The organism is Roseovarius salincola, from assembly GCF_026891095.1.
GTDB lineage: Bacteria > Pseudomonadota > Alphaproteobacteria > Rhodobacterales > Rhodobacteraceae > Roseovarius > Roseovarius salincola.
In genome coordinates this window covers 29,599-54,892 of record NZ_JAPTNL010000016.1, presented here as the reverse complement: position 1 = coordinate 54,892, position 25,294 = coordinate 29,599, and the positions used below count along the sequence as shown (strand labels likewise).

At 62.2% G+C, this 25,294-nt stretch carries 24 protein-coding genes; 10 read left to right on the top strand and 14 right to left on the bottom strand.

What is annotated here, in order from left to right:
* The first annotated feature begins 53 nt into the window (after positions 1 to 53).
* Complete coding sequence (locus N5A93_RS15585) at positions 54 to 734, top strand: FkbM family methyltransferase (RefSeq protein WP_268956024.1); 681 nt, start codon at positions 54 to 56, stop codon at positions 732 to 734.
* Between the two features lie 173 nt (positions 735 to 907).
* Here the strand turns inward: N5A93_RS15585 and N5A93_RS15580 are convergent, their stop codons facing one another.
* A complete protein-coding gene (locus N5A93_RS15580; protein WP_268956023.1) occupies positions 908 to 1,528 on the bottom strand; it encodes a hypothetical protein in 621 nt (206 codons plus the stop codon).
* 623 nt (positions 1,529 to 2,151) lie between these two features.
* Between N5A93_RS15580 and N5A93_RS15575 the strand changes: the two genes are divergently transcribed.
* Positions 2,152 to 2,772 carry a response regulator transcription factor gene (locus N5A93_RS15575; protein WP_268956022.1) on the top strand — a complete coding sequence of 207 codons (621 nt, stop codon included), beginning with the start codon at positions 2,152 to 2,154 and terminating at the stop codon, positions 2,770 to 2,772.
* 204 nt (positions 2,773 to 2,976) lie between these two features.
* Here N5A93_RS15575 and N5A93_RS15570 read toward each other — a convergent pair whose 3' ends face one another.
* The gene (locus N5A93_RS15570) at positions 2,977 to 3,642 is read right to left on the bottom strand and encodes a 50S ribosomal protein L25/general stress protein Ctc (protein ID WP_268956021.1); all 666 of its coding nucleotides are present in this window, start codon (positions 3,640 to 3,642) and stop codon (positions 2,977 to 2,979) included.
* Positions 3,643 to 3,864: 222 nt separating this feature from the next.
* On the opposite strand from N5A93_RS15570, the gene N5A93_RS15565 reads away from it, so the two are divergent.
* Both N5A93_RS15565 and cueR read left to right on the top strand, forming a co-directional pair.
* On the top strand, positions 3,865 to 6,327 hold the full coding sequence (locus N5A93_RS15565; protein ID WP_268956020.1) for a heavy metal translocating P-type ATPase: 2,463 nt from the start codon (positions 3,865 to 3,867) through the stop codon (positions 6,325 to 6,327).
* Positions 6,324 to 6,710 carry a Cu(I)-responsive transcriptional regulator gene (cueR, locus tag N5A93_RS15560; protein WP_268956019.1) on the top strand — a complete coding sequence of 129 codons (387 nt, stop codon included), beginning with the start codon at positions 6,324 to 6,326 and terminating at the stop codon, positions 6,708 to 6,710. Before N5A93_RS15565 ends, cueR begins: the two co-directional genes overlap by 4 nt.
* 12 nt (positions 6,711 to 6,722) lie before the next feature.
* Here the strand turns inward: cueR and N5A93_RS15555 are convergent, their stop codons facing one another.
* The 5 genes from N5A93_RS15555 to ectA form a co-directional block, all read right to left on the bottom strand.
* Positions 6,723 to 7,916, bottom strand: coding sequence for a cytochrome P450 (locus tag N5A93_RS15555; protein ID WP_268956018.1), 1,194 nt, complete (start codon positions 7,914 to 7,916; stop codon positions 6,723 to 6,725).
* A 117-nt stretch (positions 7,917 to 8,033) separates the two neighbouring features.
* Complete coding sequence (locus N5A93_RS15550) at positions 8,034 to 9,476, bottom strand: aspartate kinase (protein ID WP_268956017.1); 1,443 nt, start codon at positions 9,474 to 9,476, stop codon at positions 8,034 to 8,036.
* Positions 9,477 to 9,518: 42 nt separating this feature from the next.
* Complete coding sequence (locus tag N5A93_RS15545) at positions 9,519 to 9,911, bottom strand: ectoine synthase (RefSeq protein ID WP_268956016.1); 393 nt, start codon at positions 9,909 to 9,911, stop codon at positions 9,519 to 9,521.
* A 4-nt stretch (positions 9,912 to 9,915) separates the two neighbouring features.
* Positions 9,916 to 11,208, bottom strand: coding sequence for a diaminobutyrate--2-oxoglutarate transaminase (ectB, locus tag N5A93_RS15540; RefSeq protein ID WP_268956015.1), 1,293 nt, complete (start codon positions 11,206 to 11,208; stop codon positions 9,916 to 9,918).
* Between the two features lie 51 nt (positions 11,209 to 11,259).
* Positions 11,260 to 11,784 carry a diaminobutyrate acetyltransferase gene (gene ectA, locus N5A93_RS15535; protein ID WP_268956014.1) on the bottom strand — a complete coding sequence of 175 codons (525 nt, stop codon included), beginning with the start codon at positions 11,782 to 11,784 and terminating at the stop codon, positions 11,260 to 11,262.
* Positions 11,785 to 12,017: 233 nt separating this feature from the next.
* Between ectA and N5A93_RS15530 the strand changes: the two genes are divergently transcribed.
* Positions 12,018 to 12,494 (top strand): MarR family winged helix-turn-helix transcriptional regulator, encoded by a 477-nt coding sequence (locus N5A93_RS15530; protein ID WP_268956013.1) that lies wholly within the window; start codon positions 12,018 to 12,020, stop codon positions 12,492 to 12,494.
* 15 nt (positions 12,495 to 12,509) lie between these two features.
* On the opposite strand, the gene N5A93_RS15525 is transcribed toward N5A93_RS15530, so the two are convergent.
* The 7 genes from N5A93_RS15525 to N5A93_RS15495 form a co-directional block, all read right to left on the bottom strand.
* Positions 12,510 to 13,100, bottom strand: a complete 591-nt coding sequence (locus tag N5A93_RS15525; RefSeq protein WP_268956012.1) for a hypothetical protein — start codon at positions 13,098 to 13,100, stop codon at positions 12,510 to 12,512.
* Positions 13,097 to 13,942, bottom strand: a complete 846-nt coding sequence (locus N5A93_RS15520) for a carbon-nitrogen hydrolase family protein (RefSeq protein ID WP_268956011.1) — start codon at positions 13,940 to 13,942, stop codon at positions 13,097 to 13,099. The genes N5A93_RS15525 and N5A93_RS15520 overlap by 4 nt, the downstream gene beginning before the upstream one ends.
* A gap of 5 nt (positions 13,943 to 13,947) precedes the next feature.
* Positions 13,948 to 14,361 carry a hypothetical protein gene (locus tag N5A93_RS15515; RefSeq protein ID WP_268956010.1) on the bottom strand — a complete coding sequence of 138 codons (414 nt, stop codon included), beginning with the start codon at positions 14,359 to 14,361 and terminating at the stop codon, positions 13,948 to 13,950.
* Between the two features lie 84 nt (positions 14,362 to 14,445).
* Positions 14,446 to 15,810 carry an FMN-binding glutamate synthase family protein gene (locus tag N5A93_RS15510; protein ID WP_268956009.1) on the bottom strand — a complete coding sequence of 455 codons (1,365 nt, stop codon included), beginning with the start codon at positions 15,808 to 15,810 and terminating at the stop codon, positions 14,446 to 14,448.
* A gap of 48 nt (positions 15,811 to 15,858) precedes the next feature.
* A complete protein-coding gene (locus N5A93_RS15505) occupies positions 15,859 to 16,728 on the bottom strand; it encodes a GltB/FmdC/FwdC-like GXGXG domain-containing protein (RefSeq protein ID WP_268956008.1) in 870 nt (289 codons plus the stop codon).
* Positions 16,716 to 17,651 carry a class II glutamine amidotransferase domain-containing protein gene (locus N5A93_RS15500; protein WP_268956007.1) on the bottom strand — a complete coding sequence of 312 codons (936 nt, stop codon included), beginning with the start codon at positions 17,649 to 17,651 and terminating at the stop codon, positions 16,716 to 16,718. Before N5A93_RS15500 ends, N5A93_RS15505 begins: the two co-directional genes overlap by 13 nt.
* Positions 17,652 to 17,727: 76 nt before the next feature.
* A complete protein-coding gene (locus tag N5A93_RS15495; RefSeq protein ID WP_268956006.1) occupies positions 17,728 to 19,206 on the bottom strand; it encodes a glutamine synthetase family protein in 1,479 nt (492 codons plus the stop codon).
* Between the two features lie 460 nt (positions 19,207 to 19,666).
* Here N5A93_RS15495 and N5A93_RS15490 point away from each other — a divergent pair, with 460 nt between their 5' ends.
* The 5 genes from N5A93_RS15490 to N5A93_RS15470 all read left to right on the top strand — a co-directional run bounded on the left by N5A93_RS15490 (position 19,667) and on the right by N5A93_RS15470 (position 25,259).
* Entirely contained in the window at positions 19,667 to 20,356 is a 690-nt protein-coding gene (locus tag N5A93_RS15490; protein ID WP_268956005.1) for a FadR/GntR family transcriptional regulator, read from the top strand.
* A gap of 257 nt (positions 20,357 to 20,613) precedes the next feature.
* Positions 20,614 to 21,273, top strand: coding sequence for an ABC transporter ATP-binding protein (locus N5A93_RS15485; protein WP_268956004.1), 660 nt, complete (start codon positions 20,614 to 20,616; stop codon positions 21,271 to 21,273).
* Complete coding sequence (locus N5A93_RS15480; protein ID WP_268956003.1) at positions 21,251 to 22,894, top strand: KpsE/RkpR family capsule polysaccharide export protein; 1,644 nt, start codon at positions 21,251 to 21,253, stop codon at positions 22,892 to 22,894. The genes N5A93_RS15485 and N5A93_RS15480 overlap by 23 nt, the downstream gene beginning before the upstream one ends.
* A gap of 2 nt (positions 22,895 to 22,896) precedes the next feature.
* Positions 22,897 to 23,730 carry a 3-deoxy-8-phosphooctulonate synthase gene (gene kdsA / locus N5A93_RS15475; protein WP_268956002.1) on the top strand — a complete coding sequence of 278 codons (834 nt, stop codon included), beginning with the start codon at positions 22,897 to 22,899 and terminating at the stop codon, positions 23,728 to 23,730.
* 32 nt (positions 23,731 to 23,762) lie between these two features.
* Positions 23,763 to 25,259: a phosphomannomutase/phosphoglucomutase gene (locus N5A93_RS15470; protein WP_268956001.1), complete on the top strand. Its 1,497-nt coding sequence runs from the start codon at positions 23,763 to 23,765 to the stop codon at positions 25,257 to 25,259.
* Positions 25,260 to 25,294 lie beyond the last annotated feature (35 nt).

The window sequence follows — 25,294 nt, the reverse complement described above, 5'->3', positions numbered from 1 at the left end:
GTGATGCTGGTCTAAGCCGCATGGGCGGCGGAATCAACGATCGAGGGCAGTGAATGGCCGAGTATGAGGTGAATGGGGTTCGTCTGGTGGTGCCTGAGGCCAAGCTGACCGAAAGGATCGCCGACAAACTATCGTCGGGCGCCTATGAGGCGCATGAGGCGCGCGCGGCGTTGATGCGGTTGCGGCCCCGCCACCGGGTGCTGGAACTGGGATCGGGGCTTGGCTATATCGCCACGCTTTGCGCAAACGTCACGGGGGCCGGGAACGTCGTCACCGTCGAGGCCAATCCCGACATGCTGCCGGTGATCCGCACCAATCTCGAGTTGAACGGCCAGGGCGGGGTCACTCTGTTGCATGGTGCGGTGACGCGCGCGGCGAAACCCGGCGAGACCATCGGATTCGCCCATGACAAGGCGTTCTGGGGCGCGCATATAGCGACCGAGACTTCGAAACCCGGCAATGTGGCCGAGGTGCCATGCCTGGGGATCGGCGATCTGTTGCAGGACCACCGCCCGCATCTGGTGATCATGGATATCGAAGGCGCAGAAGAACACCTGTTCGACGCGCCCTGGCCCGATTATGTGCGCATGGTGATGATGGAGCTGCATCCCGGGCGCTACCCCGACACGGTGATCAAGCGGATTGTCGACTGCCTGTCCGCATCGGGCATGACTTACGACCCCGGCCCCTCGCGCGGGCGTATTCTGGCGATGCGCAGACTGCGCGGGACATGACGGGACCAATGGCACGATCTGACCGCGGCCAGATACCGGGAGGTTATGGCCCGAAGTTGCTTTTCCGGGGTGTCCCGGAATTTCTGTATCTGGGCTGAGCCGTGCAGCTTTAAGCCGTGGTCAAGCGGCGAAGTTCTTATGCCTCATGATGGCAGGGCGGTTGCGGGTTGCAACTATCTTGAGCGTCCGTTGACTATGATGTCAGCGGCGACCTTCACGCCACGGCACAAGTCATCCAGCGTGACTGGCGACGCAAGCGATATGTCGCAATTGACCGATATGCCATCTTTGTCGCCGTTTTTTTCAATCCCCTCTCCGATTGCCAGCACGGGCACCTCTTCGTTGACCTCGCGAACGATTGTCAGGAACCTCGAGAGAACATTCTTGTCCGAGAAACTGCCGACATCGAGGAGGATCAAGTCGGTAACGCCAGCATAGCGATAGAGCCACTCGTAGTAGAAGGTCGGCTCATGGACCTGCAAGACACCTAACCCGAAGAAATCTTCGAGCATGTCGGCAAGCTTACCCGCCTCGCCGTGCGACGACGAAAAGATGATCGCGAGCTTGTTGTCAAAGAACTCTAACGAAGCCTTTGCCTGCATGGCAGTCGCATAGCGCCGGTCATACTCGTCAAAGAGGCGATCTGCCAATTGGGGTTGCCTCGATAGCTCGGCGTCGTCCTGCTCGTTGTCGAACTCGGTGTACATATCCTCGATATCAAAGTCCTCGATATCAAAAGGGTCAGACGAGCGGGAAGGAATCACACGGGACAGACTGGGAAAATTCAATGGCATTCTATGGACTCCAGGCAGGTACGAACGGCTTCATCGGAGGGCCAATGTTAACCATGGGGGCAAAGTCATGAACGGCGCATCCGACCATATGGTGGCGCGTTGGGTTCTTGGCTTGTGAAAAGGAGCGTTGCGATGAACTATTGCATATGCGGTATACTAAAGTTTCAGCGCATAGTTTTTTTACAGGCAGTTGAATCACATCCGGACCATGCGAACCGCCTGCCTGACCCTGGCGCTTCGATCGACGTGCTGCGGGGGTTCCCCTTCGGACGATCTCGCAAAGGTATCTTGATCCGTCACGAGGCCATCCACGCCACCGAACCACGCATTCATTCGGCGCTTCGTCGACAGACACCCAAGGCATCAGCCAAACATTTCAACCCCAAGCTCCGCGCTGCTTCAACCCCAAGCTCCGCGCTGCGCGCTGCGCAGATTCGACATGATCCAGATCAAGAATCGCCCTTTGAGGCGCCTTACCTCCAAAGAGCATTCTGAATACCCGAAAGATACTTGAAAAACTCCAAGCGGCACCTTGCCGCTGCAATCGTAAGGTCCATAACCTCCAAGCGCGTCACGAGTATCTTCAGAGTGAAATTGGTATCCAACTACGTCAGGAGAATACGATGAGTGAAGCTATTTCGGTTCTGGTCGTTGATGATCACCAACTGGTGTGCGATGCGGTGGTCACTGTGCTGTCAACGATTGACGGGTTTTCCGTCACCGGCTGCCACTCTCTCAAAGAAGCCGAAGAAATACTGGCTGCTTCCGGCTCATTCGATGTTGTCATGTTGGACCTTTTCATGTCGGATATGCAAGGCATGTTAAGCGTGGAACGCGTCGTCAAGTTGAACAAGGGCGGCAACGTCGTGATTTTCTCCGGGAGGTCAAGGCAGGTGGAACTGCAGGCTGCCCTCGACATCGGATGCAAAGGGATGGTTCCAAAGGACCTTCCGCTTGTCTCGCTGGAAAGCACGATACGGCTTGTCGCGTCAGGTGAGGTTTTTGTCCGCTTTGACCGTCAAGAGGCCTCGAATGGGCATACCACGAAGTGCGCAGCGCTCGATGATGTCGAACTCATCATCATCCAAATGGTCGCTGATGGCAGAACCAACAAGGAAATCGCACGGTTTCTGAAGCGTTCGGAAGTTACGGTGAAATCATACATGCGCAAGATCTGTGTGGAACTGGACGCGCGCAACAGGGCGAACGCAGTCACGCGGGCAAAAGAGTTGAATCTGATTTAAGATCCCCGCTTCCATCGCATTTCGCCAAGGCGGCGCTCTTGATTCACCGGGCCGTTCATTCGCCAGGGCGCAGGAAATGCACAGGCCGGCTTCACGCCCGCCATTGTCACGCGTCGCGCAAAGGTTCCAACTTCTGTCACGACAAAAAAAGCGAGGCGCGCATGCGGCCCCGCTTTTCTGATTTTCGATCCGGTGAGGAAGGCTTCAGCTTTCGCCGTCTTCGGAGGCTTCGTCCTCGCCGACGGTCGGAACCTCGGCTGACTCTTCGCCGTCCTCGTCCTCGTCTTCAGCAGATTTGAGGGCGGACGGGGCCGACACGTTGCAAATCATGAAATCGCGGTCGATGGTCGGCTTGGCACCCGAGGGCAGTTCCACCTGGCTGATCGTGATCGTGTCGCCGATATCGAGCCCCGACAGATCGACAGTGATCTTCTCGGGGATGTCACCGGCGGTGACGATCAGTTCGATCTCGTTGCGCACGACGGTCACGACGCCACCCTTCTTGATGCCGGGGGCCTCTTCCTCGCCGACGAACTCGACGGGGATGAAAAGATTGATCTTCGTCGTCCGGCGCAGGCGCATCAGGTCCAGATGCGTCGGCAGGTCCTTGACCACGTCGCGCTGCACGTCGCGGCAGATCACGCGCACATCGTCATGACCATCGACCTTGAGATTGAACAGGGTCGATTTGAACCGCCCGTCCTTCAGGCGCTTGATCAGGACGTTATAGGGGATCTGGATCGGAAGCGGATCGACGTCGCCGCCAAAAACGATGCCCGGAACCATATGCGCGCGACGCACTGCACGAGCGGCGCCCTTGCCTGTCCCCGTGCGTTCCTGGGCGTGAAGATCAGGAATTTCTCCAGCCATGTTGTTCTCCATAGGTTAGGGCGGGGTGCCTCCAAGGCTGTCACCCCGCGTGAAGCCGCGCGTATAGACCGTATCGGGCCTGTTGAAAAGGGCGAATCGGCATGGCGGGCAGGTGCAAAAGGCTCCCGGCGGCGACCGGGTGCGGCATGGGCAGAAATTTCGCGCCACCCCTTGACCTTCCCGTGACTGGAACCCCTATGTGAGATGCGAAAGGGGATCACCATGACATCTCGCTCACTCAACATCGAAATCGAGAACCTCTCTTGCGCGGGCTGCGCCGGGCGGGCCGAACGCGCGCTTGACCAGTTGCCCGGCGTCAGCGGGGTCTCGGTCAATTTCGCCAATGGCCAGGCGCAGATGACCGTCAATGGCACCGAGGCCGCCGAAATCGCGGCGGCCCTCAAGGCCGCGAACTACCCCGCGCGCGAGGCCAGCGCGACCCTGGAGATTTCCGGCATGAGCTGTGCCTCCTGCACCGGGCGGGTCGAGGACGCGTTGCGCGCCCAGCCCGGCGTGCTGGAGGCATCCGTCAACCTGGCGAGCCAGACTGCGCTGATCCGCTACCTGAGCGGCGCGAATGATGCGGCCGATCTGGCGCGCGCGGTCACGGATATCGGATATCCGGCGCGGCCCGCAGGGGAAACCGGCCAGGACACGCAATCGGACCGCAACGCCGCCGAGACCGACCATGCCCGCCGCCTGACGCTGATCGCGGGGGCGCTGACCCTGCCGGTTTTCATCATGGAGATGGGCGGCCATGTCATTCCGGGCTTCGGCGATCTGGTTCATGGCAGCATCGGGCGCGAGACCGCCTGGATGATCCAGTTCGCACTGACTTCACTGGTGCTGGCCTGGCCCGGGCGCGGCTTCTTCAGCCGTGGCTTTCCGGCGCTGCTGCGCGGCGCGCCCGACATGAACAGCCTTGTGGCGCTTGGCACCTCGGCGGCCTGGGTGTTTTCGACGGTCGCGCTGTTCGCCCCTGCGCTCCTGCCCGAGGGCACCCGCGCCGTCTATTACGAGGCGGCGGCGGTGATCGTGACGCTGATCCTGCTGGGCCGTTGGCTCGAGGCGCGCGCCAAGGGGCGCACCGGCGCGGCAATCCAGAAGCTGGTCGGCTTGCAGCCGCAAAGCGCACGGGTCGAGCGTAACGGCGAGATCACCGAGATATCCATCGACGCGCTTGGGGTCGGCGATGTCGTGCATGTGCGCCCCGGCGAAAAGATCGCCGTCGATGGCGAGGTGATAAGCGGCGACTCCTATGTCGATGAGAGCATGGTCTCGGGCGAGCCCGTACCGGTCGCGAAAAAGCCCGGCGATGTGGTGATCGGCGGTACGATCAACGGTGACGGCGCGCTGTCGTTCCGCGCCACCAAGGTGGGGCGCGACACGATGCTGTCGCAGATCATCGCGATGGTGGAACAGGCGCAGGGCGCCAAGCTGCCGATCCAGTCGCTGGCGGATCGTGTGGTGCGCATCTTCGTGCCCGCCGTGATCGCCACGGCGCTGGCGACCATCGCCGCCTGGCTCGTGTTCGGGCCGGACCCGGCGCTGAGCTTCGCGCTTGTGGCCGGGGTGTCGGTGCTGATCGTCGCCTGCCCTTGCGCCATGGGGCTTGCCACGCCCACCTCGATCATGGTGGGCACCGGACGCGGCGCCGAAATGGGCGTGCTGCTGCGCAAGGGCGATGCGCTGCAACGGCTGGACGAGGCGCGCGTCGTCGCCTTCGACAAGACCGGCACGCTCACCGAAGGTCGCCCGCGCCTGACCGGCGTGACCCTTGCGGGGGATTGGGACGAGGATGACATGCTGCGCCTTGTCGCCGCCGTCGAAGGACAGTCCGAACACCCCATCGCCCGCGCCATCGAGGCCGCCGCCCATGAGCGCGGCCTCGCCCTGCCCCAACCCGAAGGCTTTCGCGCGATCAGCGGCTTTGGCCTTGGCGCGCGCACTGATGGCCATGACCTTCTGATCGGCGCCAGGCGCCTGATGGAGCGCGAAGGCATCGACACCGGGGCGCTCGCCGGGCGCGCCGCCGAGATGGGCGCACGCGGCGAGACCCCGGTTTTCGCCGCCATCGACGGGCAGCTTGCGGCAATCCTCGCGGTGGCCGACCCGATCAAGAAGACCAGCCGCAAGGTGATCGACGCGCTTCACGCGCAGGGCATCGAGACCGCGATGATCACCGGCGACAGCCACGCCACCGCCAAGGCCATCGCCGGGCAACTTGGCATCGACCATGTCGAGTCCGAAGTCCTCCCCGATGGCAAGGTCGCGGCCCTTGGCGCGCTGCGTGAACGCCATGGCACCGTCGCTTTCGTGGGTGACGGCATCAACGACGCCCCTGCGCTGGCCGAGGCCGATATCGGCATTGCCGTGGGCAGCGGCACCGATGTGGCGATCGAGGCGGCGGATATCGTGCTGATCTCGGGCGACCTTGCGGGGGTGGTGAACGCGCGAGGCCTGTCACGCGCGACCATGCGCAACATCCGCCAGAACCTGTTCTGGGCCTTCGCATACAACACCGCGCTCATTCCGGTGGCCGCCGGGGTGATTTATCCGCTGACCGGCATGCTCTTGTCGCCGATGCTGGCGGCGGGGGCGATGGCGCTCAGTTCGGTCTTCGTGCTGAGCAACGCGCTGCGGCTGCGCCGGATCAAGCCGGTCATGGAAAGGGGCACGGCATGAACATTTCCGAAGTGGCGCGGCGCACCGACCTGCCGCCCAAGACGATCCGCTATTACGAAGAGATCGGCTTGATCCGCCCTGCGCGCGACGCCAATGGCTATCGCGCCTTTGCGGACAGCGACGTGCACAAGCTGGCCTTTCTGGGACGGGCGCGCGCGCTTGGCTTCTCGATCGAGGATTGCCGCACCCTTCTGGCGCTCTATGAGGATGATGCGCGCGCCAGCGCCGATGTGAAACGTGTCGCGCAAGACCATCTGGACCGGATCGAAGAAAAGCTGGCGCAGCTGCGCTCGATGCGCGACACGCTGACCCATCTGGTGCATGAATGCGCGGGCGACAACCGGCCCGATTGCCCGATCCTTCAGGATCTCGCGCGCGACTGAACGCCGGGATATTCAGCCCTTGGCTGCACGATATCGGATCGGCAGGCTGAGCGCGCCGGTATTGCCGCTATCGGGCATCCATTCGGGCGTGCCGTCATAGGCGACACGTTCAAAGGTCCGGCGCAAGGCGCGCAGCGCTGCGGCAATATCGGTGCGCGCCACGTAATGGCCGATGCAATGATGCGCCCCGCCGCCAAAGCCGAAATGCCGCCGCCGTCGCGCCGTGATGTCAAAGGCGGGATCGTCACAGACCGCCGGATCGCGCGCCGAGGCATGCACCAGCAGATGCAGCACGGTGCCCGCCTCGATAGTCATCCCGTCGATCTCGACATCCTCGACAGCCTGTCTTGTGGCCCATGTGGTCGTGGGGCGGGTGCGGATGATCTCTTCTATCGCCGCCGGGACCAGGGCGGCATCAGCGCGTAACGCCTGCCACTGCGCCGGGTTCTCGATGAACAGCGACAGCCCGAGCCCCAGCAATGCGCGGGTCGTGTCGACCCCGCCGAAGATCGAAATCACGATGGTGTTGAGCAATTCCTCATGGCTGCAATCCCCATTGGCATCGAAGGCGGCGACCATCCGCGCGACATAGCTTTCGCGGTCCTGCCCGCGCCGCACGCGCATCACAAGATCACCCGCCAGATCGAAGAGCCGCCCGCAGGCGGCATTGAACCGCGCCTCGTAGGTCTTGGCGGTGATGCCCATCGCCAGCCCCAGTTCCGAGGCGTCATGCGCCACCTGCGGCCAGTCAGCGCGCGCCATCCCCAGTAGCGTGGTGATCGCCTGTCCGGCAAAGGGTGTGCTGAAGGTCTGCTGAAACTCGCAATGGTCGCTTTCGCGAAGCTGCGCGCAAAGATCGGCGGCGATGGCATCGAAGGCGGGGATCAGGCTTTCGACATGGGTCTGGGATAAGGCGGGCACCGCCAGCGCGCGCAACCGCTTATGTGCCGCGCCCTCCTGCCCGATCATCGACTGGCGCCAGAAATCGGCGAAACGCCCTTCGATCCCCAGGGTGGCGGGCCAGTTATGACTGCCCTGTCGGAAGCGCCGGTCGCGCAGGATATGCCCCACCGCATGATAGCGCAGCACCGCCAGCCCGTAAGGGGTGGCAGCGCACCAATGCGCGGCGCGCGCGGCGCGCATTTCGGGGCCGCGCGTCGATAGTGCCGGGTCGCTCAGATCAAGATATGGCAGCGCGTCGTGCATCACCCGGTCATGATGCCAATTCCCCCCGGAAATGTCCGCGCCCAAAAAGAAACCCCGCCGGGCCAAGGGAGGGCCAGACGGGGCAAGTCACTGGTATTTCTTGATTTCAGGTCGCTCTCAGGCGGCCTTCTTTTTCGGCTTCAACTCTGCCACATCCGTGGCAGGCAGGAGTGCGCCGTGCAGCGCTCCGATTGAAGCCGCCAGCGATTCGCGTGGAATCACGAACTGAACGTCGACCGAGCGGGTCGTCTGTTGCGCGGCCAGTACCTCGACATCCGCCTCGGCCAGCGCCTTGAGCCCACGGCCCAGGGTGTTCAACCCCTTCAGATCGCGCCCGATAACCGATGCGATGGCCAGCGGCTGGATCGTCAGCTCGGCGCTTGGATAGACCTTGTTGAGGTCCGTCTCGACCTTGCGCAGCTCGCGCAGGGGGGCGTCGACGTAATGCGTGATCGTATTGGCGTTCGAGGTCTTCGACACGATCCTGATCCCGTGCCGCGTCAGCAGTTCGAGGATGCGCGCGTCGTAGCCCTTCACGCCGACCATGTCCTGCTCGAACAGCTCGAGCGCATGCACATCGAGACCGGTGACGATCTCGGCCGCCGGGGATTCGGCGGGCTGATCGTCAATCAGGGTGCCGGGGTCGTGCGGCTCGAAGGCGTTGGTGACGCGCAGGGCCACATCGGCCTGACGCAGGGTCTTGGCCGCCTTGGGGTGGATCGCCTCCATCCCCATGTTCGACAGTTGGTCGGCCACGTCGTAATTGGTGTGACCCAGCTTGCGCACCTCGCCCTTGACCAGCTTGGGATCGGCCGAGGACAGGTGGAACTCCTTGTGGATGATCGCCTCGCGCGCATGCGTCAGGGCGGCGATCCGGCTGAAGGTCACCTCGGAATACCCGCGGTCGAATTCTGCCATCAGCCCTTCGGCGCATTGCGCATAGCCGGTGACGATGGGCAGTTCCTCGGACAGGTCCACATCGTCCAGCCCGTCGCGGATACGTTCGTCAAGGGTCATCTCGCGCTCGTCGCGCCAGCCCGACAGATCCACGAAACGGGCATTGATGCCCACCCGGCGCAGCGCCAGCGTGGTCACATAGGCCGAATGGGATTCACCCAGGCCCGACAGCAATTCGCGTGTCAGCATCATATGCTGGCTCAGGCGGAAATGCCCGTAGGAACACAGCCGCTGCAAGTCGATCAGGCAGTTGCGCACACCGTCGATCCGGTCGCGCACGAAATCGTCCGCATCGCTCAGATCGGCGGCATGCTCCAAGACCCCGCGGTGCGCTTCGCGCATGCGGTCGGCGACCTTGGACAGCGCGTCCATCCAGCCGTGATCGTCCTCGTCATTGGCAAAGCAGGCATAGACGCCGGCTTCGCCGGACTTCTTGTGCTCGAGCAGCAGGTTGGTAATGCCGCCGAAAGCCGAGACAACGAAGATCCGGTCATAGATCCGCGCCTCGTCGCCGCGCTTGAACAGGGTATCCACCAGTTCGTCGAGCCGCGACATCGAGGTTCCGCCAATCTTTTCGACGGTATGGTTAGCGTGATGGGTCATCAATGTTCACTCCCGGGCTTGCGCCGAGGAGCGCCTCTGGTTTCAGGCCACGTCTTCGGGCGCCGCATAAGATCCGTCTTCCTGGTGAACTTCCCGGCCGGTGACGGGCGGGTTGAACACGCAGGCCATGACCAGTTCTTCTTCGGCGCGCAGCGTGTGGCGGTCATGTTCGTTCAGGGCATACATGGTGCCCGGCTTGATCGGGTGGGTCTCACCCGTCTTGAGATCGGTAATCGAGCCCTTGCCCTGAATGCAGTAGACGCTTTCGAAATGGTTCTTGTATTCGAACGTGTGCTCACTGCCTGCTTCAAGGAAGGTGATGTGGAACGAAAACCCCATCCCGTCATCGGCCAGGAGCATCCGCACGGATGTCCAGTTCGCGTCCGAGACCGAGTTGCCGTCCTTCACCACATTGTCGAAATCTCTTACAATCATCGTGTTACTCCGCTGCCACTTTGGTCTGCACCGTCACGTCGCGGGCGGCATCCAGCAGGATGTTCAGGCCCTTGCGCAACGTCTCTTCGGGGATTGTCAGCGGTGCAAGCACCTTGACCACCTCGTCATCCGCACCCGAGGTCTCGATGATGAGGCCCTTCTCAAAGGCGCGGGCACAGATCGCGCTGGCGGTCTCGCCGGCGCCCACATCGACACCCTGCATCATGCCGCGGCCCTTGAGGCGCGCACCCGGCACGATCTCGGCGATGGCCTGCAATCCGCTGGTGAGGATAGCAGACTTGTGCTGCACGTCGTTCTGAAAACCGTCATCGGCCCAGAACTTCTCAAGTGCGACGCGGCCCGTGACGAATGCATGGGTATTGCCGCGGAAGGTGCCGTTATGTTCGGCGGGCTTCCAGATGTCATGCTCGCGCTTGATAAGCAGCGCCGCAAAGGGCAGGCCGAAGCCAGACAGCGATTTCGCCTGGGTGATCATGTCGGGCACGATGCCCGCCGACTCGAAAGAAAAATATGTGCCGGTGCGTCCGCAGCCCGACTGGATGTCGTCGACGATCAGCAGCGCGCCATGCTTCTTGGCGATGCGGGCAACGCCGCGCATCCACTCATCCGACGCGGCATTCAGGCCACCCTCGCCCTGCACGGGTTCAAAGATGAACGCGGCAGGAGCGTCGATGCCGGACGATGAATTGTCGAGCATCATCTCGAGATAGGCCAGCGTATCGGTATCGTCGCCAAAGGCGCCCTCGAACGGCATATGGGTCACGTCCGACAGCGAACCGCCGCCAGCGCCGCCACGCTTGCCGGTATTGCCGGTCAGCGACAGCGCGCCCATGGTCATGCCATGAAAGCCGTTGGTGAAGGCCACGATATTGCGGCGGCCCGTGACCTTGCGGGCCAGCTTCATCGCCGCCTCGACGGCGTTGGTGCCGGTGGGTCCGGTCATCATGACCTTGTGGTCCATCCCGCGCGGCTTGAGGATATTGTCCTCATAGGCCTTCAGAAAGCGGACCTTTTCTTGCGTATACATATCAAGACCGTGGGCAATGCCGTCATCGGCGATATGCGCGATCAGAGCCTCTTTCATGTCGGGGTCGTTGTGTCCGTAGTTGAGCGACGAACACCCGGCCAGGAAGTCGATATAGGTCTTGCCGTCGGCGCCGGTCATTTCCGCGCCGCTGGCTTTGGTGAACACCGTCTCGAAGCTGCGGCAATAGCTGCGCGCTTCCGATTCACGGCGATTGAAGATTTCAAGTTCGGCTGACATGTCAGTCGACATACTGTTTCCTTTGTCTGGGAGAGTTGAAGGCTGGCGCGCTTTCGCAGGCGATCAGGCGGCGCGCCTCAGCACTTCGGCGAATTCGATGGTGACCATGTGCTCGGTCGCGTGGCGGCCGTCGAAATGGTCGTCCCGCTTGAAATAGGGCTGGCTTTTCAGCTTGCCGCCGATCGCCTTCGAGAACCGTCCGAACAGCGCCCAGGATGCATCATTGTCGATGGTGATCGTGGTCTGCAGGCGGCGCACGCCCTCGCATTCCTCGCGCTTGGCCAGTTCCTTGAGCATCTTCGAACCAAGTCCGCGCCCGCGGGCCTTTTCAGATACGGCGACCTGCCAGACGAAAAGCGTCTCTTCGTCATCGGGCAGAACATAGGCCGAAATCCAGCCCACCGTCTCTCCGTCGATCTCGGCGAGAATGCAGGTATCGCGGAAGTGATCGCACTGGATCAGGTTGCAATACATCGAGTTCTCGTCAAGCGGGTGACAGGACGAAATCAGGTCCCAAATCGCAGAGCCATCTTCGCGAGCGGGCTTGCGAAAGGTGATCTTCGGTTTTGATCCTTCAATAGAGTGCACGGCTTCTGGTCCCTTGTTGTTTGATGAACTAAGTATATTCGTTCGCGCGTCGATTTCAACTACCTAAGCACTATTTCGCGCTATATGCGTCATTTCGCGCCTATTTTAATTTTTTTCCTTAGCATTATATAAGGATCATGAAACAGATAGTTAGTAAAGACAAGCAAACTACTTCACGGATTGCGGATTTCCACAAAACCGCTAGATTGGATCGGTCTGGAACGGAGTTCGATGTGGACCGCACGGATATCAGCCTGATTGCCCTGCGCCGTATCCTGCGCGCGACGGAAATGTATTCGCGCAACCTGGCGCGCGAGGCGGGACTGACGGCGGTGCAGCTGCGGGTGCTTCAGATCGTGGCCGAAAAGGGCCATGCCACCCCGACCGAGCTTTCACAGCGCATGGGCGTCACCCAGGCGACCATTTCGGCGCTGATAAAGAAGCTCGAGGCCAAGGGCCTTCTGACCCGCCGCCAGTCCCAGCAGGACCGCCGCCAGACCCGGCTTGAGATCACGCCCGAGGGCGTTGCCAAGGTTCACGCCGCCCCCGACGCGCTGCAACAGCGCTACGTCAAGCAGTTCGAATCGCTCGATGACTGGGAACAGGCGATGATCGTCGCGGTGCTGGAGCGGGTCTCGACCATGCTTGACGCCGAGGAGATCGACGCCTCCCCAGTGCTGGCCGTGGGCGAGATCGACCGCTCGCACTGATCGCGTGATCCGCGCCTAGCGGATTTCGGGGTCGGCGCGGCTCCGGTCCCAGTCCGGCTCGAATCCCAGAACCACCGTATCGGGCGGCATCTGCGGATTGAACAGCCCGTTATGGGCCATCGTGGCCTGATGCAGCAGGTTATGCGGCGCCAGTCGCCAGACCTTGCAGGTCAGATCGAAGCGCTGCGCATAGGCCTCGAACAGCAGGCGGCATTCGCCGCTGTCGTGAATCTGCGCGGCACCGGGCGAGGCGGGCGGAAAAGTGGCGGTCAGGATGTCGGAAAATTCCTCGGCCTTCTGGTAATAGGCCGATGAAAGAAACCGGATCGCCTGATCGCGGATCTGCGCAGGGTCGTTGGTCTTGGCCGCCATGTGCTGCAATTCGGGCGTGACCGAATAGCCCGGCGCCTTGTTCATCACCGTGATGACATGGCCCAGCGGGTCCGCCTGCCCCGGCAGCAGGACCGCCGGCATGATCGCATCGTCGGGCCGCCCCTCGTTCTCGCGCATCGCCATCTGGCGCACGCGGCACTGCCATTTCATGAACGCCTTGCGCAGCGGATGATCCGAGAAGCTCTGCCCGAACTGGGTCGCCAATGAACTCATGCGACGCTCCTTTTCGGTTGGGTCAGGGTAAATGGGCGGTCGGCCCGCAGGCTGGGCACCCGCGCTTGGGCGCGCGTGACGTCGTCAAGCTCGATGCGGGCCTGCACCAGCCCCGGCAGGGTGCCGCCATCGCTGATCACCTCGCCCCATGGGCTGACGACAAGCGAATGACCATAGGTCTCGCCACCCCCCGGCACCGGCCCGATGGCACAGGCCGAAACCATGAAACGTGTGCACTCGATCGCGCGGGCGCGGTTCAGCACATGCCAATGCGCCTCCCCGGTGCGTTTGGTGAAGGCGGCAGGGCAAAGCAGGATTTCCGCGCCGCCCTGAGCCAGGCTGCGGAAGAGGTCAGGAAACCGCAGGTCGTAACAGATCGTATGGCCGATCCGGCAGAATGGCGTATCATGGATGACCGCACGGTTGCCGGGCGAGACATGGGCGCTTTCGCGATAGGTTTCGGTCGGGGAAAGCTGGATGTCGAACAGGTGGATCTTGTCATAGCGCCCCCTGATCCTGCCGCGATCATCCAGCATCAGGCCCCGGTTGATGATGCGCCCGTCCGGGCCGTCGACCGCGATCGAGCCGATATTGACCCATATCTTTCTCTGCGCCGCAAAATCCCGCATCCGCATCAGGAACGGATGGCTCGCCTCGGGGGCCGAGGGCGGCACCAGCGCGCCGTTGTCGCTGCGCAGCCCGCCGCAATATTCCGGCAAGAACAGGATATCCGCGCCCGCCTTGACCGCCGCTTCGGCCAGGGGCAACGCCTCGTCCAGGGCCGATGCGAAATCGGGCATCGGCCGTGTCTGGAGGCAAGCGATATCAAGCGGGCGCGCCATGTCGTTCAGAATTTCATATAGGCCTTGCGCAATGCAACCAGCGGGTGGCGGTCCGACATCTGAAACTTGATCAGAAGCTCGCGCGCGATCATGTCCCGGTCCTGCTGGTTGTCGGGCAACTCGATACTGTCGGGCACCCGCACCCAGCCGTTGTTGTTGCGGTCGAACACCGCCGGGGAGCCCTCTTCATAGCCCATATGCACGTCTTCCAGCCAATTCAGGTCGTCCCAGCCCATGACCTCCATATATTGCTTGAGGAACGGCGTGATCCGCTCGTAGTCGGGCACCAGGTTCACATCGTAGCGATAGCCGATATGCTGCCCGATCTCCTTTTCGCGCTCGGATTCCAGCCCTGCGGAATCCTTCAGAAACTGGTCGACATCCTTGATTTCGGAGCCGCGATATTGTGTTCCAGCCATTGTCTTTCTCCTGTCCTCATGCCGTGCCGTGGCCCGGCCTGCGGGGTTGGTCATCGGCAGGGCGGGGTTGCCCCCGCCGCGCCATTAGAAGTGGTGGTAATCCTCGACGCCGACGGTGTGGTTGGTGCCCGCCAGCGGCACACCCGCCATGGCCGAGGCTTCCATCGTCAGCGCGGCCAGATCCTCGGGTTCCAGTGAGTGGATATAGGTCTTGCCGCAGGCGCGTGCGAAAAGCTGCGCCTCGATGGTCAGCGTGTGCAGGAAGTTGTAGACACGCTCGGCGGCCGCATCCGGGTCCAGGCGTTCGCGCAGCTTGGGGTCCTGCGTCGCCACGCCCACCGGGCAGCGGCCCGTATGGCAATGGTAGCAATAACCCGGCTCGACGCCCATTTCCTCCTGGTAATTGGCCTCGGGGATGTCCTTGTTGCAGTTGAGCGCCATCATCGCCGAATGGCCGATGGCGATGGCATCCGCGCCCAGTGCGATCGCCTTGGCCACGTCGGCGCCATTGCGGATACCCCCGGCATAGACCAGGCTGATCTCGCCGCGCTTGCCCAGGTCGTCGATCGCCTTGCGGGCCTGCCGGATCGCGGCCATCCCCGGCACGCCGGTATCTTCGGTGGCAAGGTGCGGACCCGCACCGGTGCCGCCTTCCATGCCGTCGATATAGATCGTGTCGGGGTCGCATTTCACCGCCATGCGCACATCGTCATAGACCCGCGCCGCGCCCAGTTTCAGCTGGATCGGGATCTGCCAGTCGGTCGCCTCGCGGATCTCCTGGATCTTCAGCGCCAGGTCGTCCGGCCCAAGCCAGTCGGGGTGACGCGCCGGCGAGCGCTGGTCGATGCCCGCAGGCAGGCTGCGCATCTCGGCCACCTGGTCAGTGACCTTCTGGCCCATCAGGTGCCCGCCAAGACCGACCTTGCAGCCCTGGCCGATGAAGAACTCGCAGCCATCCGCCAGCACCAGGTGATGCGGGTTGAAGCCATAGCGCGACTGGATGCACTGGTAGAACCATTTGGAACTGTAGCGCCGCTCGTCCGGGATCATGCCGCCCTCGCCCGAGCAGGTCGCGGTGCCCGCCATCGTGGCGCCGCGCGCCAGTGCCGTCTTGGCCTCGTAACTCAGCGCGCCAAAGCTCATGCCGGTGATATAGACCGGGATATCCAGCTCCAGCGGGCGCTTGGCACGCGGGCCCAGGATCGTCTTGGTCTCGCATTTCTCGCGGTAGCCTTCGATCACGAACCGTGTCAGCGTGCCGGGCAGGAAGGTCAGGTCATCCCAATGCGGGATCTTCTTGAACAGCGAGAACCCCCGCATCCGGTAGCGGCCAAGCTCGGCCTTGATATGGATGTCGTCCATGACGCGCGGCGGGAAGATGAATGAATCACCCAGCCGGTAGGTGTCGCGCTCAAGGGGCTTTTTCTTGGGCAGGTCGCCATCAGCCATGTGTCTGTTCCTTTTTCCTTGCAAGGGAAGGCGCGGTGCGCCGTTCCGCTACAGAATGAGTTTCTTTTCGGACGGTTCGAGGTTGTCGTAGTTCCACAGCTGCTTGCCTGCGACGACCTTGGTGAAATGATCCACGCCCTTGTCGGGCATCAGCCCGTATTGGGTCAGCTTGCGGGTCAGCCACTGCCGGTCCAGATCGGTCAGTTCGGCTTCGATCGCATCGACCCCGAGCGAGCGGATCTCGCCGCCTACGAAGATCGTGCCGTCATACATCGAGTCGCCGAGGTTCTTGCCGGCATTGCCGCAGACGACCATGCGCCCGCGCTGCATCATGAACCCGCTCAGCGCGCCGGTGTCGCCACCGACGATGATCGTGCCGCCCTTCTGGTCGATGCCGGTGCGCGACCCGACCGAGCCGCGGCAGACAAGATCGCCGCCGCGCATCGCCGCGCCGAAGGTCGAACCCGCGTTCTTTTCGATGACGACGGTGCCCGCCATCATGTTCTCGCCGCAGGACCAGCCCACGCGCCCGGTGATACGCACGTTCGGCCCGTCGATCAGCCCGACGCCGAAATACCCGCAGGACCCTTCGACGATGAGGTTCAGCTTGTTCAGGATTCCCACGCCAAGGCTGTGCTTGCCGCGCGGATTCTTCAGAACGATGGTGCCATAGCCCTCTTTCATCCTGTCCCGGATCGCGCTGTTCATCTCGGTCGTGCTCAATGTGTCGGTGTCGATCTCGGTGCGCTTGTTGAAATCGACATCATGGGACCAGGGATAGGTATAGCGCTCGCTCGCCTCTGGGTCGAACTCGATATAGAGCGACTTGCCCGTCAGTTGTTCGGTGGTCATTCCAAGCGCCTTGGCGCGCTCGTCCTGGCTCATCTGTTTCAGGTCGTCGTCGGTCATGCTTGCCATACCCGAACCTCCTCGTCGTAAGGGTCAGTGGTGTCGATCTCTTCGGGAAGAATGGCGCGGATCGCCACCTCTTCCGAGGCCATCGCGATCAGGTCGTCGGATTCGTAAAGAACCAGCGGTTTCGCGGCCATCGTGTCCTTGGCCATGCCCAGCTGGTCCTTGGTGGCGACCAGATAGGTGAACACGCCGTCGATCTCGTCGATGGATTGCCGCAGGCTGTCCTCGAGCGAGATGCCGTTGGACAGGTTATGCGCCGTGTAGACCGCCAGCAGCTCGCTGTCGCAATTCGACATGAAGCGATGACCCTTGCGCTCCATCTCGCGGCGCATGATCCAGTAATTGGTGATCTGGCCGTTATGGACGACGCTGACGTCATTATAGGGGAAGGCCCAGTAAGGGTGCGCCGACTTGATATCGACATCGGATTCCGTGGCCATCCGGGTATGGCCGATGCCATGGGTGCCCTTGAAATCCATGAGCCCGTACATTTCCGAGACGACCGTCGCGTCGCCCAGATCCTTGATCAGTTCCAGCCCGTTGCCCATCGACAGGATCTCGACGCCGTCGACCTCCTCGATGGATTTGGCCATGTCGCCGGTGTTGCCCTCGTGGGTCAGCACATAGCGCAGGGCGTATTCGGTGACCGCCTCGCGCGACTTCACCTTGGCGCCGGCCTCTTCCATAATCTCCTCGACATCCGCGATGCGGGTCTCGATCAGCTTGTGGACACCGCGGCCCCTGCCCATATCCTCGGCCTCGGCCACCTTCAGGCGCATCACGTAATCGCCTTCGGTGGGTTCGCCGTAAACGGCATAACCGGTGCTGTCAGGCCCCCGGTGTTTCAGGGCCTGGAGCATCGCGGTCATCTCGGACCCGACATTCGCGCTCTTGCCCTTGTGGATCAATCCAGCAATTCCGCACATCTTGAATGCGCCTCCTCAGTTTAACGGTCTAGGGAGGCGGCAGGCATGATGCGCCTGCCGCCAGGACAGGAATGCCTCAGGGCAGGCATTCCATGTACATTTCGTTGTCCCATTCGGTGACGGTGGACATGAACCGCGCGAACTCGTCACGCTTGTATTCCTCGTAAAGGCGATACATCTCGCCGGGCATGCCACGCTTGACGACCTCATCCTCGGCAAGCTTGTCCAGCGCCTCGCCCAGCGACATCGGCAGTTTCTTCACGTCCTTGCCGTCGGCCATCGCCTCGTAGATGTTGCGCTCTTCGGGCTTGCCGGGGTCGAGGCTGTTCTCCAGCCCGTCATCCATCGCCGCCAGCAGGGTCGCGCCCATCAGATAGGGGTTCACCATCGAGTCGACCGAGCGGTATTCGAACCGCCCCGGCGCCGAGACGCGCAGGCCCGTCGTGCGGTTCTGGAAACCCCAGTCGCTGAAGACCGGCGCCCAGAAACCCGTATCCCACAACCGGCGATAGGAATTCACCGTCGAGCAGCCGATCGCGGTCAGCGCCTGAAGGTGATGCACCACGCCGCCGATCGCCTTCAGCCCCTCCTTGCCGGGCATCTGCGGATCGTCCGTGTCGGGCATGAACGTGTTCTCGCCGCCCTTCACATACATGTAATTGTCGGCCATGCCCGGCAGGTTGTCGGGATCGTTGCCGCATTTGACGAATTCGTCCTCGCCGCCATGCCACAGGCTCATGTTGTGGTGACAGCCCGATGCCGACACCCCCATGAAGGGCTTGGTCATGAAACAGGCGAAGATGCCTTGCTCGCGCGCCACCTGCGCACAGATCTGGCGATAGGTGGTCAGACGGTCGGCATTGCGCAGCACGTCGTCGAACATCCAGTTCAGCTCAAGCTGACCCGGCGCGTCCTCGTGATCGCCCTGGATCATGTCCAGACCCATCTTGCGGGCGTAGCGGATCACCTGCAGCGACACCGGGCGCAGGCTTTCGAACTGGTCGATATGATAGCAATAGGGCTTTGAGAAGCCGTCCTTGGGCTTGCCGTTCTCGTCGAATTTCAGCCACATCATTTCGGGCTCGGTGCCGATGCGCAGCTTGGTGCCGTGCTTCTTGGTGAATTCCTCATGCAGGCGGCGCAGGTTCCCGCGGCTGTCGGCGGTCAGGTAACCACCGGGGTTTTCCTTTTCCTCGCGGTTGCGGAACAGCGTGCAATAGAAGCGGCCGATCTCGGGGGCCCAGGGCAGTTGCATGAAGGTCTCGGGCTCGGGAATGCCGATCAGTTCGGCGGCCTCGGGGCCATAGCCCAGGTAATCCCCCGCCCGGTTCAGGAACAGGTTCATCGTCGCGCCATAGACCAGCTGAAAGCCCTTCTTGGCGACTTGCTCCCAATGGTCGGCGGGAATGCCCTTGCCCATGATCTTGCCGGTCACCGACACGAACTGAAGATACAGATACTCGATCCCCAGCTCGTCGATCTTCTTGCGGACTTCCTTGATCTTCTCGTCGCGCCCAGGCGCTTCCACGAATTTCTCGAGATCTGTCTCAGCCACTTTTAACTCTCCCTGATGATTGTGCCGCCCGCCGGGTCTTGTGCCCGTCTTTGCGGCTGAATGGCGTTCAGCTCCACACAGTCGGGCAGTCCGGCGCGGGGTGGAGCGCCCCCGTTCCGATCCCGTCAAAACACGCCGGCCACGGCGGGGCGGTGTTTTCACCCGGTGCAAATTTGGGTCTTTCACGCTCTTGGGACGCGCGCGCCGGGCAGCGCCCGCCAATCCGGGCCGTCAGGGCCGTGAACTGTTGTTTTCCTGCATCATGAAACGTCATGTCGCATCTGTCCCAGTCTTTGCCTGCCGCCGGGAACACACTATGTGTCACGCCGGTTGGTGGAGCGCTGTTGACCCGAGTTTCCGATGATCGGCCCAAAAGTCAACCACTTTTGATCCAATGCTGCGTAATTTGGTGGATTAAGGCATCAAATGGTATATAATTGGTCCATAAAAGAGGTGAATGATGAACGTTTCCGCAGACCAGAAGCTCGGTGCGGCTGACATCGCAGCGTTGATCCGGCGCGAGATTTCCAAGGGAGGTCTGCAATTGCATGATCGCCTCCCGCCGGAACGGGTGTTGTCCGACAGTTACGGTGCGGCCCGCGGAACCGTGCGCAAGGCCCTGATGCGCCTTGAAAAAGAGGGGTTTGTAGAAACCCGGCCCGGCAGTGGCACATATGTGGTTCACCAACCTGACGACAATTCGGCCAGCGCCATCGAACACGCCACCCCGCTGGAGCTGATGGATGCGCGATTCGCGCTCGAGCCCCATATCTGCCGGCTTGCGGTACTGCATGGCCGCCAGGCCGATTTCGACCGGATGGAGGAACTCTGCAACCGTATGGAAGAGTGCACAGACGATCCGGTCGCCTTTTCCGATGCCGATACCGATTTCCACCGCGCGCTGGTGGAATGCACGCGCAACGGGCTGCTGATCTGGATCATCGACCAGATCGCCACGGTGCGCAGCGAAGACGACTGGACGCGGATGCGCCACCTGACGCTGGATCGGCGCACCATCGCCACCTACAACACCCAGCACCGCCAGATCCTCAACGCGATCCGCACCCGCGAACCCGAACGCGCCGCCAATATCATGAAGGAACATCTGGAAACCGCACGCCTGTCGCTGACCCGCGCCTCGGATACGTGATCCCGCGCAGTCCCTGCCTGCACGGAGCTCACGATGAGTGGCGCGCCTCTTGCAGGTGCCTTCGGCAGGTGGTCGCCTGAACTGCCTCATGACCCGCACGATTTGGCTCGAAAATATTCCGGATCCGGCTTAAAAAAGCCCTGTTTCGCTGTAACAAGACAGCACGATCCGGCATAATGCCATGAACGTATTGAGTGACGCCTCGCAAAGGTCCCCATATAAGAGGATGAGGCCAGAGCAGCATCGGAGCGACCTGGATGCTCGAATTCGACAATGTGAGCAAGTCCTTCTGGACGGGCACGCAGCGGAAGGTGATCCTTGACCGCGTGTCGTTTCGTGTCGAACTGGGCAAGTCGCTTGGCATCCTCGCCCCCAACGGCACCGGCAAGACGACCCTGGTCAACATGATGGCGGGGCTCGAGAAACCCGACGAGGGTGAAATCCGCCGCCATTGCCGCATCAGCTTTCCGCTGGGTTTCATGGGCGGCGTCATCTCGAAGATATCGGCGATGGAAAACGCCCGCTACATCGCGCGGCTCTACGGTCTCGACCCCGACTATATCGAGGCCTATTGCCGCTGGATGTGCAACCTGGGCGAATATTTCGACCAGCCGCTTGGCACCTATTCATCCGGGATGCGCGCGCGCTTCACATTCGCGCTCATGCTGGCGCTCGATTTCGACATCTACCTGATCGACGAGGGCATGCCCAGTTCGACCGATGTCGAGTTCAACCGCAAGGCCGGCGAAATCCTGCGCGAAAGGCTGCGCACTACCACCGTCGTGATCGTTTCGCACAAACCCGAAGTACTTGAGAAGTTCGCGCAATCCGCGGCTGTCCTGATGGGCGGAAAGCTGTATATGTTTGATACCTTGGAAGAGGCAAAGCAACTCTATGACTACGAAACCCAAGGCTAGGAAGTTCCGTATCCGCCGCAACCCGAATGCGCCGCAGGATCCCGCACCCACCCAGGCCGGCAATACCGTTGCCGCGCCCGAAACCGTTGCCACGCCAGAACCCTTGCGCGAAGGCCAGGTCAGTTCGGCGCGCGAAACCGCCGCATCGCAGAGTATCGAGGACATCCGCAAGGAAGGTCTGACCGGGCGCGAGCTGCGCATGGCGCGGCGCATGGCGCAAAAGCACGGGCTGGCGCCGACCTCGGATTTCGACGCGGTCCGCCTTTTGCGCGCCAAGGGTATTGATCCGTTCCAGCGTGGCAGCATGCTGGAGCTTGTAGCGGGCGAAGGCGGTCGGGGCGGGTCGGGCGGATCGGGCGACAACGCCCTGACGACGACGTCCCAGCCCGACGAGCCGAAACGCGTGCAACTTCCCCAGACCGTGCCGACCGGCCAGCAGACCCTGCCATCGACCGACCTCAGCCCGGCCGACCGGCGCGCCGATGAAATCACCCGCATCCAGCGCGACATCGCCAAGCGGCGGCGGCGCAAGCTGATCCTGCTGTTCTCGCGCCTGACGGCTTTCGTGTTCCTGCCGACGCTGATCGCGGGTTACTATTATTACGCCATCGCGACGCCGATGTATTCCACCAAGTCCGAATTCCTGATCCTGACCGCCGATGGCTCAGGCGGCTCGGCGGGCGGGCTTGGCGGGCTGCTTCCCAGCCAGTTCGCCACCGGGCAGGATTCCATCGCGACGCAATCCTACCTGCAATCCAAGGACGCGATGCTGCGCCTTGATCAAGACGTCGGATTTCGTGAACATTTCAGTCAGGACTGGATCGATCCGATCCAGCGGCTCTCGCCCGATGCCTCGAACGAGGATGCCTACAAGCTCTACAAGAAATACGTGAAGCTGGGCTATGATCCCACCGAGGGCGTCATCAGGATGGAACTCTCCACCGCCGATCCGGCGGTCGCGGCGCAATTCTCGGAAAAGCTTATCGACTATGCCGAAGAACGCGTCGATGAACTCAGCTCCGAAAAGCGCAGCGATGCAGTCCGCACAGCGGCGCAAAGCCTTGAACAGGCCAAGGCCGAACGCAGTGACGCCCAGCGCCAGCTTGTCGAACTGCAGGAAGGATCGATTCTCGATCCCGAAGGCGAGGTCGCCAATATCCGCTCGCTGATCGGCTCGGCCGAACTTCAGCTTCAGGAAAAGCAATTGGCCCTGAACACGCAGCTCAGCAATTCGCGCCCCAACCAGGCGCGGGTGGAAGCCCTGCGCGGCGAGGTCGCGGGGCTCGAGGCCGAACTGCGCAAGCAGAATGCGCGCCTGACCGAGGCGAGCGAGGGAACCTCCTCGCTGGCCGCTCAGGCCGCGGCGATCCAGATCGCACAGGCCGACCTGGCGACTGCCGACATGGTGCTGCAATCCGCGCTGGAGGCCAAACGGCAATCCGAAATCGAAGCCAACAAGCAGGTCCGATACCTGACCGTCAGCGTGAAACCGGTACCTTCGCAGGATGCCTCCTATCCGCGGTCCTTTGAAAACACTGTGCTTGCGTTCCTGATCTTCGCCGGTATCTACATGATGATATCGCTTACCGCGTCCATCCTTCGTGAACAGGTCTCGTCTTGACCATGACCCATGTCGATCTTTCGGGGCTCAGCGTCGGCAACGACCAGCCCCTGACCCTTATCGCCGGTCCCTGCCAGCTTGAATCGGCGGATCACGCGCAGATGATCGCGGGCAGCCTCAAGGAAAGCTGCGCGGCACTTGGGATCGGGCTGATCTTCAAGGGCAGCTTCGACAAGGCCAACCGCACTTCGCTTTCCGGCAAGCGCGGGCTGGGCATGGATGAGGGGCTCAAGGTGCTGCAATCGGTCAAGGACAGCCTCGGGCTGCCGGTGCTGACCGACATCCACCTGCCCGATCAATGCGCCCCCGTGGCCGAAGTGGCCGACGTGCTGCAAATACCGGCGTTTCTTTGCCGTCAGACCGATCTGCTGATCGCCGCCGGTGAAACCGGCGCGGCGATCAACGTCAAGAAAGGGCAGTTCCTGGCGCCTTGGGACATGCCCAACGTGATCTCCAAGATCGAAAGCACCGGCAATCGCCGCGTGCTTCTGACCGAACGCGGCACATCCTTCGGCTACAACACCCTTGTCGCCGACATGCGCGCCCTGCCGCAGATGGCCGCCACCGGCTATCCCGTGGTGATGGATGCCACCCACAGCGTGCAACAACCGGGCGGCCAGGGCGGCAGCACCGGCGGCCAGCGTGAATTCGCCCCGGTCATGGCCCGTGCCGCCGTGGCGCTCGGCGTGGCGGCCGTGTTCATCGAAACCCACGAAACCCCCGACACTGCGCCCTCTGACGGGCCCAACATGATCCCGCTCAATGAGATGCGCGCGCTGCTCGGTGTGCTCAAGGCGCTTGACGATGTCGCCAAGGCCCATCCGGTCGCCCTCTGACCCTTCCCCATTCCCGATAACGAGCCTTCATTATGACCAAACCCCTGCCCACCTGCACGCCCAATACCTGGGAATTCCTGCGCGATGCGATGATCGCGTCCACGGGCTTTCGCGAATATGACGCGCGCTGGAAATACCCTGACGAGATCAACCTGCCCGGCATGACCGCCCTTGGCCTTGGCCTCGGCACGCAGATGCAGCGCCGTGGCATCCGCCCCGAGATCGCCGTCGGCAACGATTACCGCGACTATTCGCTGGCGATCAAACACGCGCTCATCATCGGGTTGATGCAGGCTGGCATCCGGGTGCGCGATATCGGCCCGGCCCTGTCGCCCATGGCCTATTTCGCCCAGTTCCATCTTGATGCCCCCGCCGTGGCGATGGTCACCGCCAGCCATAATCCCAATGGCTGGACCGGGGTCAAGATGGGCTTTGAACGCCCGCTGACTCATGGCCCCGACGAAATGGCCGAACTGCGTGACATCGTGCTGAACGGCGACGGAGAGCCGCGCGCAGGTGGCTCTTATGAATTCGTGCCCGGCGTGCGCGAGGCTTACCTTGACGATCTCGTCGGTGATTTCAAAATGTCGCGCAAGTTGCGCGTCGTCTGCGCCACCGGCAATGGCACCGCCGCAGCCTTCGCGCCTGAACTGTTCGAACGTATCGGCGTCGAGGTGATCCCCTCGCATAACGAGCTCGATTACACCTTTCCCCACTACAATCCCAACCCCGAAGCCATGGAAATGCTGCATGACATGGCCGATTCCGTGCGCGCCACGGGGGCGGATTTCGCACTTGGCTTCGATGGCGACGGCGACCGCTGCGGGGTGGTCGATGACGAGGGCGAGGAAATCTTCGCCGACAAGGTCGGTGTGATCATGGCCCGCGACCTTTCCAAGATCTACCCGAATTCCACATTCGTCGCGGATGTGAAATCGACCGGCCTTTTCGCCTCGGACCCTGAATTGATAAAGAACGGCGTGACTGCCGATTACTGGAAAACCGGCCACTCCCACATGAAACGCCGGGTCAAGGAAATCGGCGCGCTGGCGGGGTTCGAGAAATCGGGCCACTACTTCCTGGCTGAACCGGTTGGCCGTGGCTATGATTGCGGGATGCGCGTAGCGGTGGAAATCTGCAAGCTGATGGATCGCAATCCCGATGCGTCGATGTCCGACCTGCGCCGCGCCCTGCCGCAGACCTGGTCCACCCCCACCATGTCGCCCTGGTGCGCCGATACCGAAAAATACGACGTGCTCGACCGCATCGTCGCGCGGCTGGTCGCCAAGGCCGAGGCCGGCGAATTGGTCGCGGGCCGCCCGGTGAAAGAGGTGGTCACCGTCAACGGCGCCCGCGTGATCCTCGATAACGGCTCATGGGGGCTGGTGCGTGCCAGCTCGAACACCCCCAACCTGGTGGTGGTCTGCGAAAGCAGCGAGAGCGAGGCCGAGATGCGTGCAATCTTCGCCGATCTTGATGCGGTGATCCGCACCGAGCCCTCGGTGGGCGATTACGACCAGCAGATCTGAGTCCGGGCGGTACGGCGACGAAATCACAGTCGCGT

Coding starts and splice junctions, on each gene's coding strand:
- N5A93_RS15585 (WP_268956024.1), top strand. CDS start 54: ATGGCCGAGTATGAGGTGAATGGGGTTCGTCTGGTGGTGCCTGAGGCC.
- N5A93_RS15580 (WP_268956023.1), bottom strand. CDS start 1,528: ATGCCATTGAATTTTCCCAGTCTGTCCCGTGTGATTCCTTCCCGCTCG.
- N5A93_RS15575 (WP_268956022.1), top strand. CDS start 2,152: ATGAGTGAAGCTATTTCGGTTCTGGTCGTTGATGATCACCAACTGGTG.
- N5A93_RS15570 (WP_268956021.1), bottom strand. CDS start 3,642: ATGGCTGGAGAAATTCCTGATCTTCACGCCCAGGAACGCACGGGGACA.
- N5A93_RS15565 (WP_268956020.1), top strand. CDS start 3,865: ATGACATCTCGCTCACTCAACATCGAAATCGAGAACCTCTCTTGCGCG.
- cueR (WP_268956019.1), top strand. CDS start 6,324: ATGAACATTTCCGAAGTGGCGCGGCGCACCGACCTGCCGCCCAAGACG.
- N5A93_RS15555 (WP_268956018.1), bottom strand. CDS start 7,916: ATGCACGACGCGCTGCCATATCTTGATCTGAGCGACCCGGCACTATCG.
- N5A93_RS15550 (WP_268956017.1), bottom strand. CDS start 9,476: ATGACCCATCACGCTAACCATACCGTCGAAAAGATTGGCGGAACCTCG.
- N5A93_RS15545 (WP_268956016.1), bottom strand. CDS start 9,911: ATGATTGTAAGAGATTTCGACAATGTGGTGAAGGACGGCAACTCGGTC.
- ectB (WP_268956015.1), bottom strand. CDS start 11,208: ATGTCGACTGACATGTCAGCCGAACTTGAAATCTTCAATCGCCGTGAA.
- N5A93_RS15525 (WP_268956012.1), bottom strand. CDS start 13,100: ATGAGTTCATTGGCGACCCAGTTCGGGCAGAGCTTCTCGGATCATCCG.
- N5A93_RS15520 (WP_268956011.1), bottom strand. CDS start 13,942: ATGGCGCGCCCGCTTGATATCGCTTGCCTCCAGACACGGCCGATGCCC.
- N5A93_RS15515 (WP_268956010.1), bottom strand. CDS start 14,361: ATGGCTGGAACACAATATCGCGGCTCCGAAATCAAGGATGTCGACCAG.
- N5A93_RS15510 (WP_268956009.1), bottom strand. CDS start 15,810: ATGGCTGATGGCGACCTGCCCAAGAAAAAGCCCCTTGAGCGCGACACC.
- N5A93_RS15505 (WP_268956008.1), bottom strand. CDS start 16,728: ATGGCAAGCATGACCGACGACGACCTGAAACAGATGAGCCAGGACGAG.
- N5A93_RS15500 (WP_268956007.1), bottom strand. CDS start 17,651: ATGTGCGGAATTGCTGGATTGATCCACAAGGGCAAGAGCGCGAATGTC.
- N5A93_RS15490 (WP_268956005.1), top strand. CDS start 19,667: ATGAACGTTTCCGCAGACCAGAAGCTCGGTGCGGCTGACATCGCAGCG.
- N5A93_RS15485 (WP_268956004.1), top strand. CDS start 20,614: ATGCTCGAATTCGACAATGTGAGCAAGTCCTTCTGGACGGGCACGCAG.
- N5A93_RS15480 (WP_268956003.1), top strand. CDS start 21,251: ATGACTACGAAACCCAAGGCTAGGAAGTTCCGTATCCGCCGCAACCCG.
- kdsA (WP_268956002.1), top strand. CDS start 22,897: ATGACCCATGTCGATCTTTCGGGGCTCAGCGTCGGCAACGACCAGCCC.
- N5A93_RS15470 (WP_268956001.1), top strand. CDS start 23,763: ATGACCAAACCCCTGCCCACCTGCACGCCCAATACCTGGGAATTCCTG.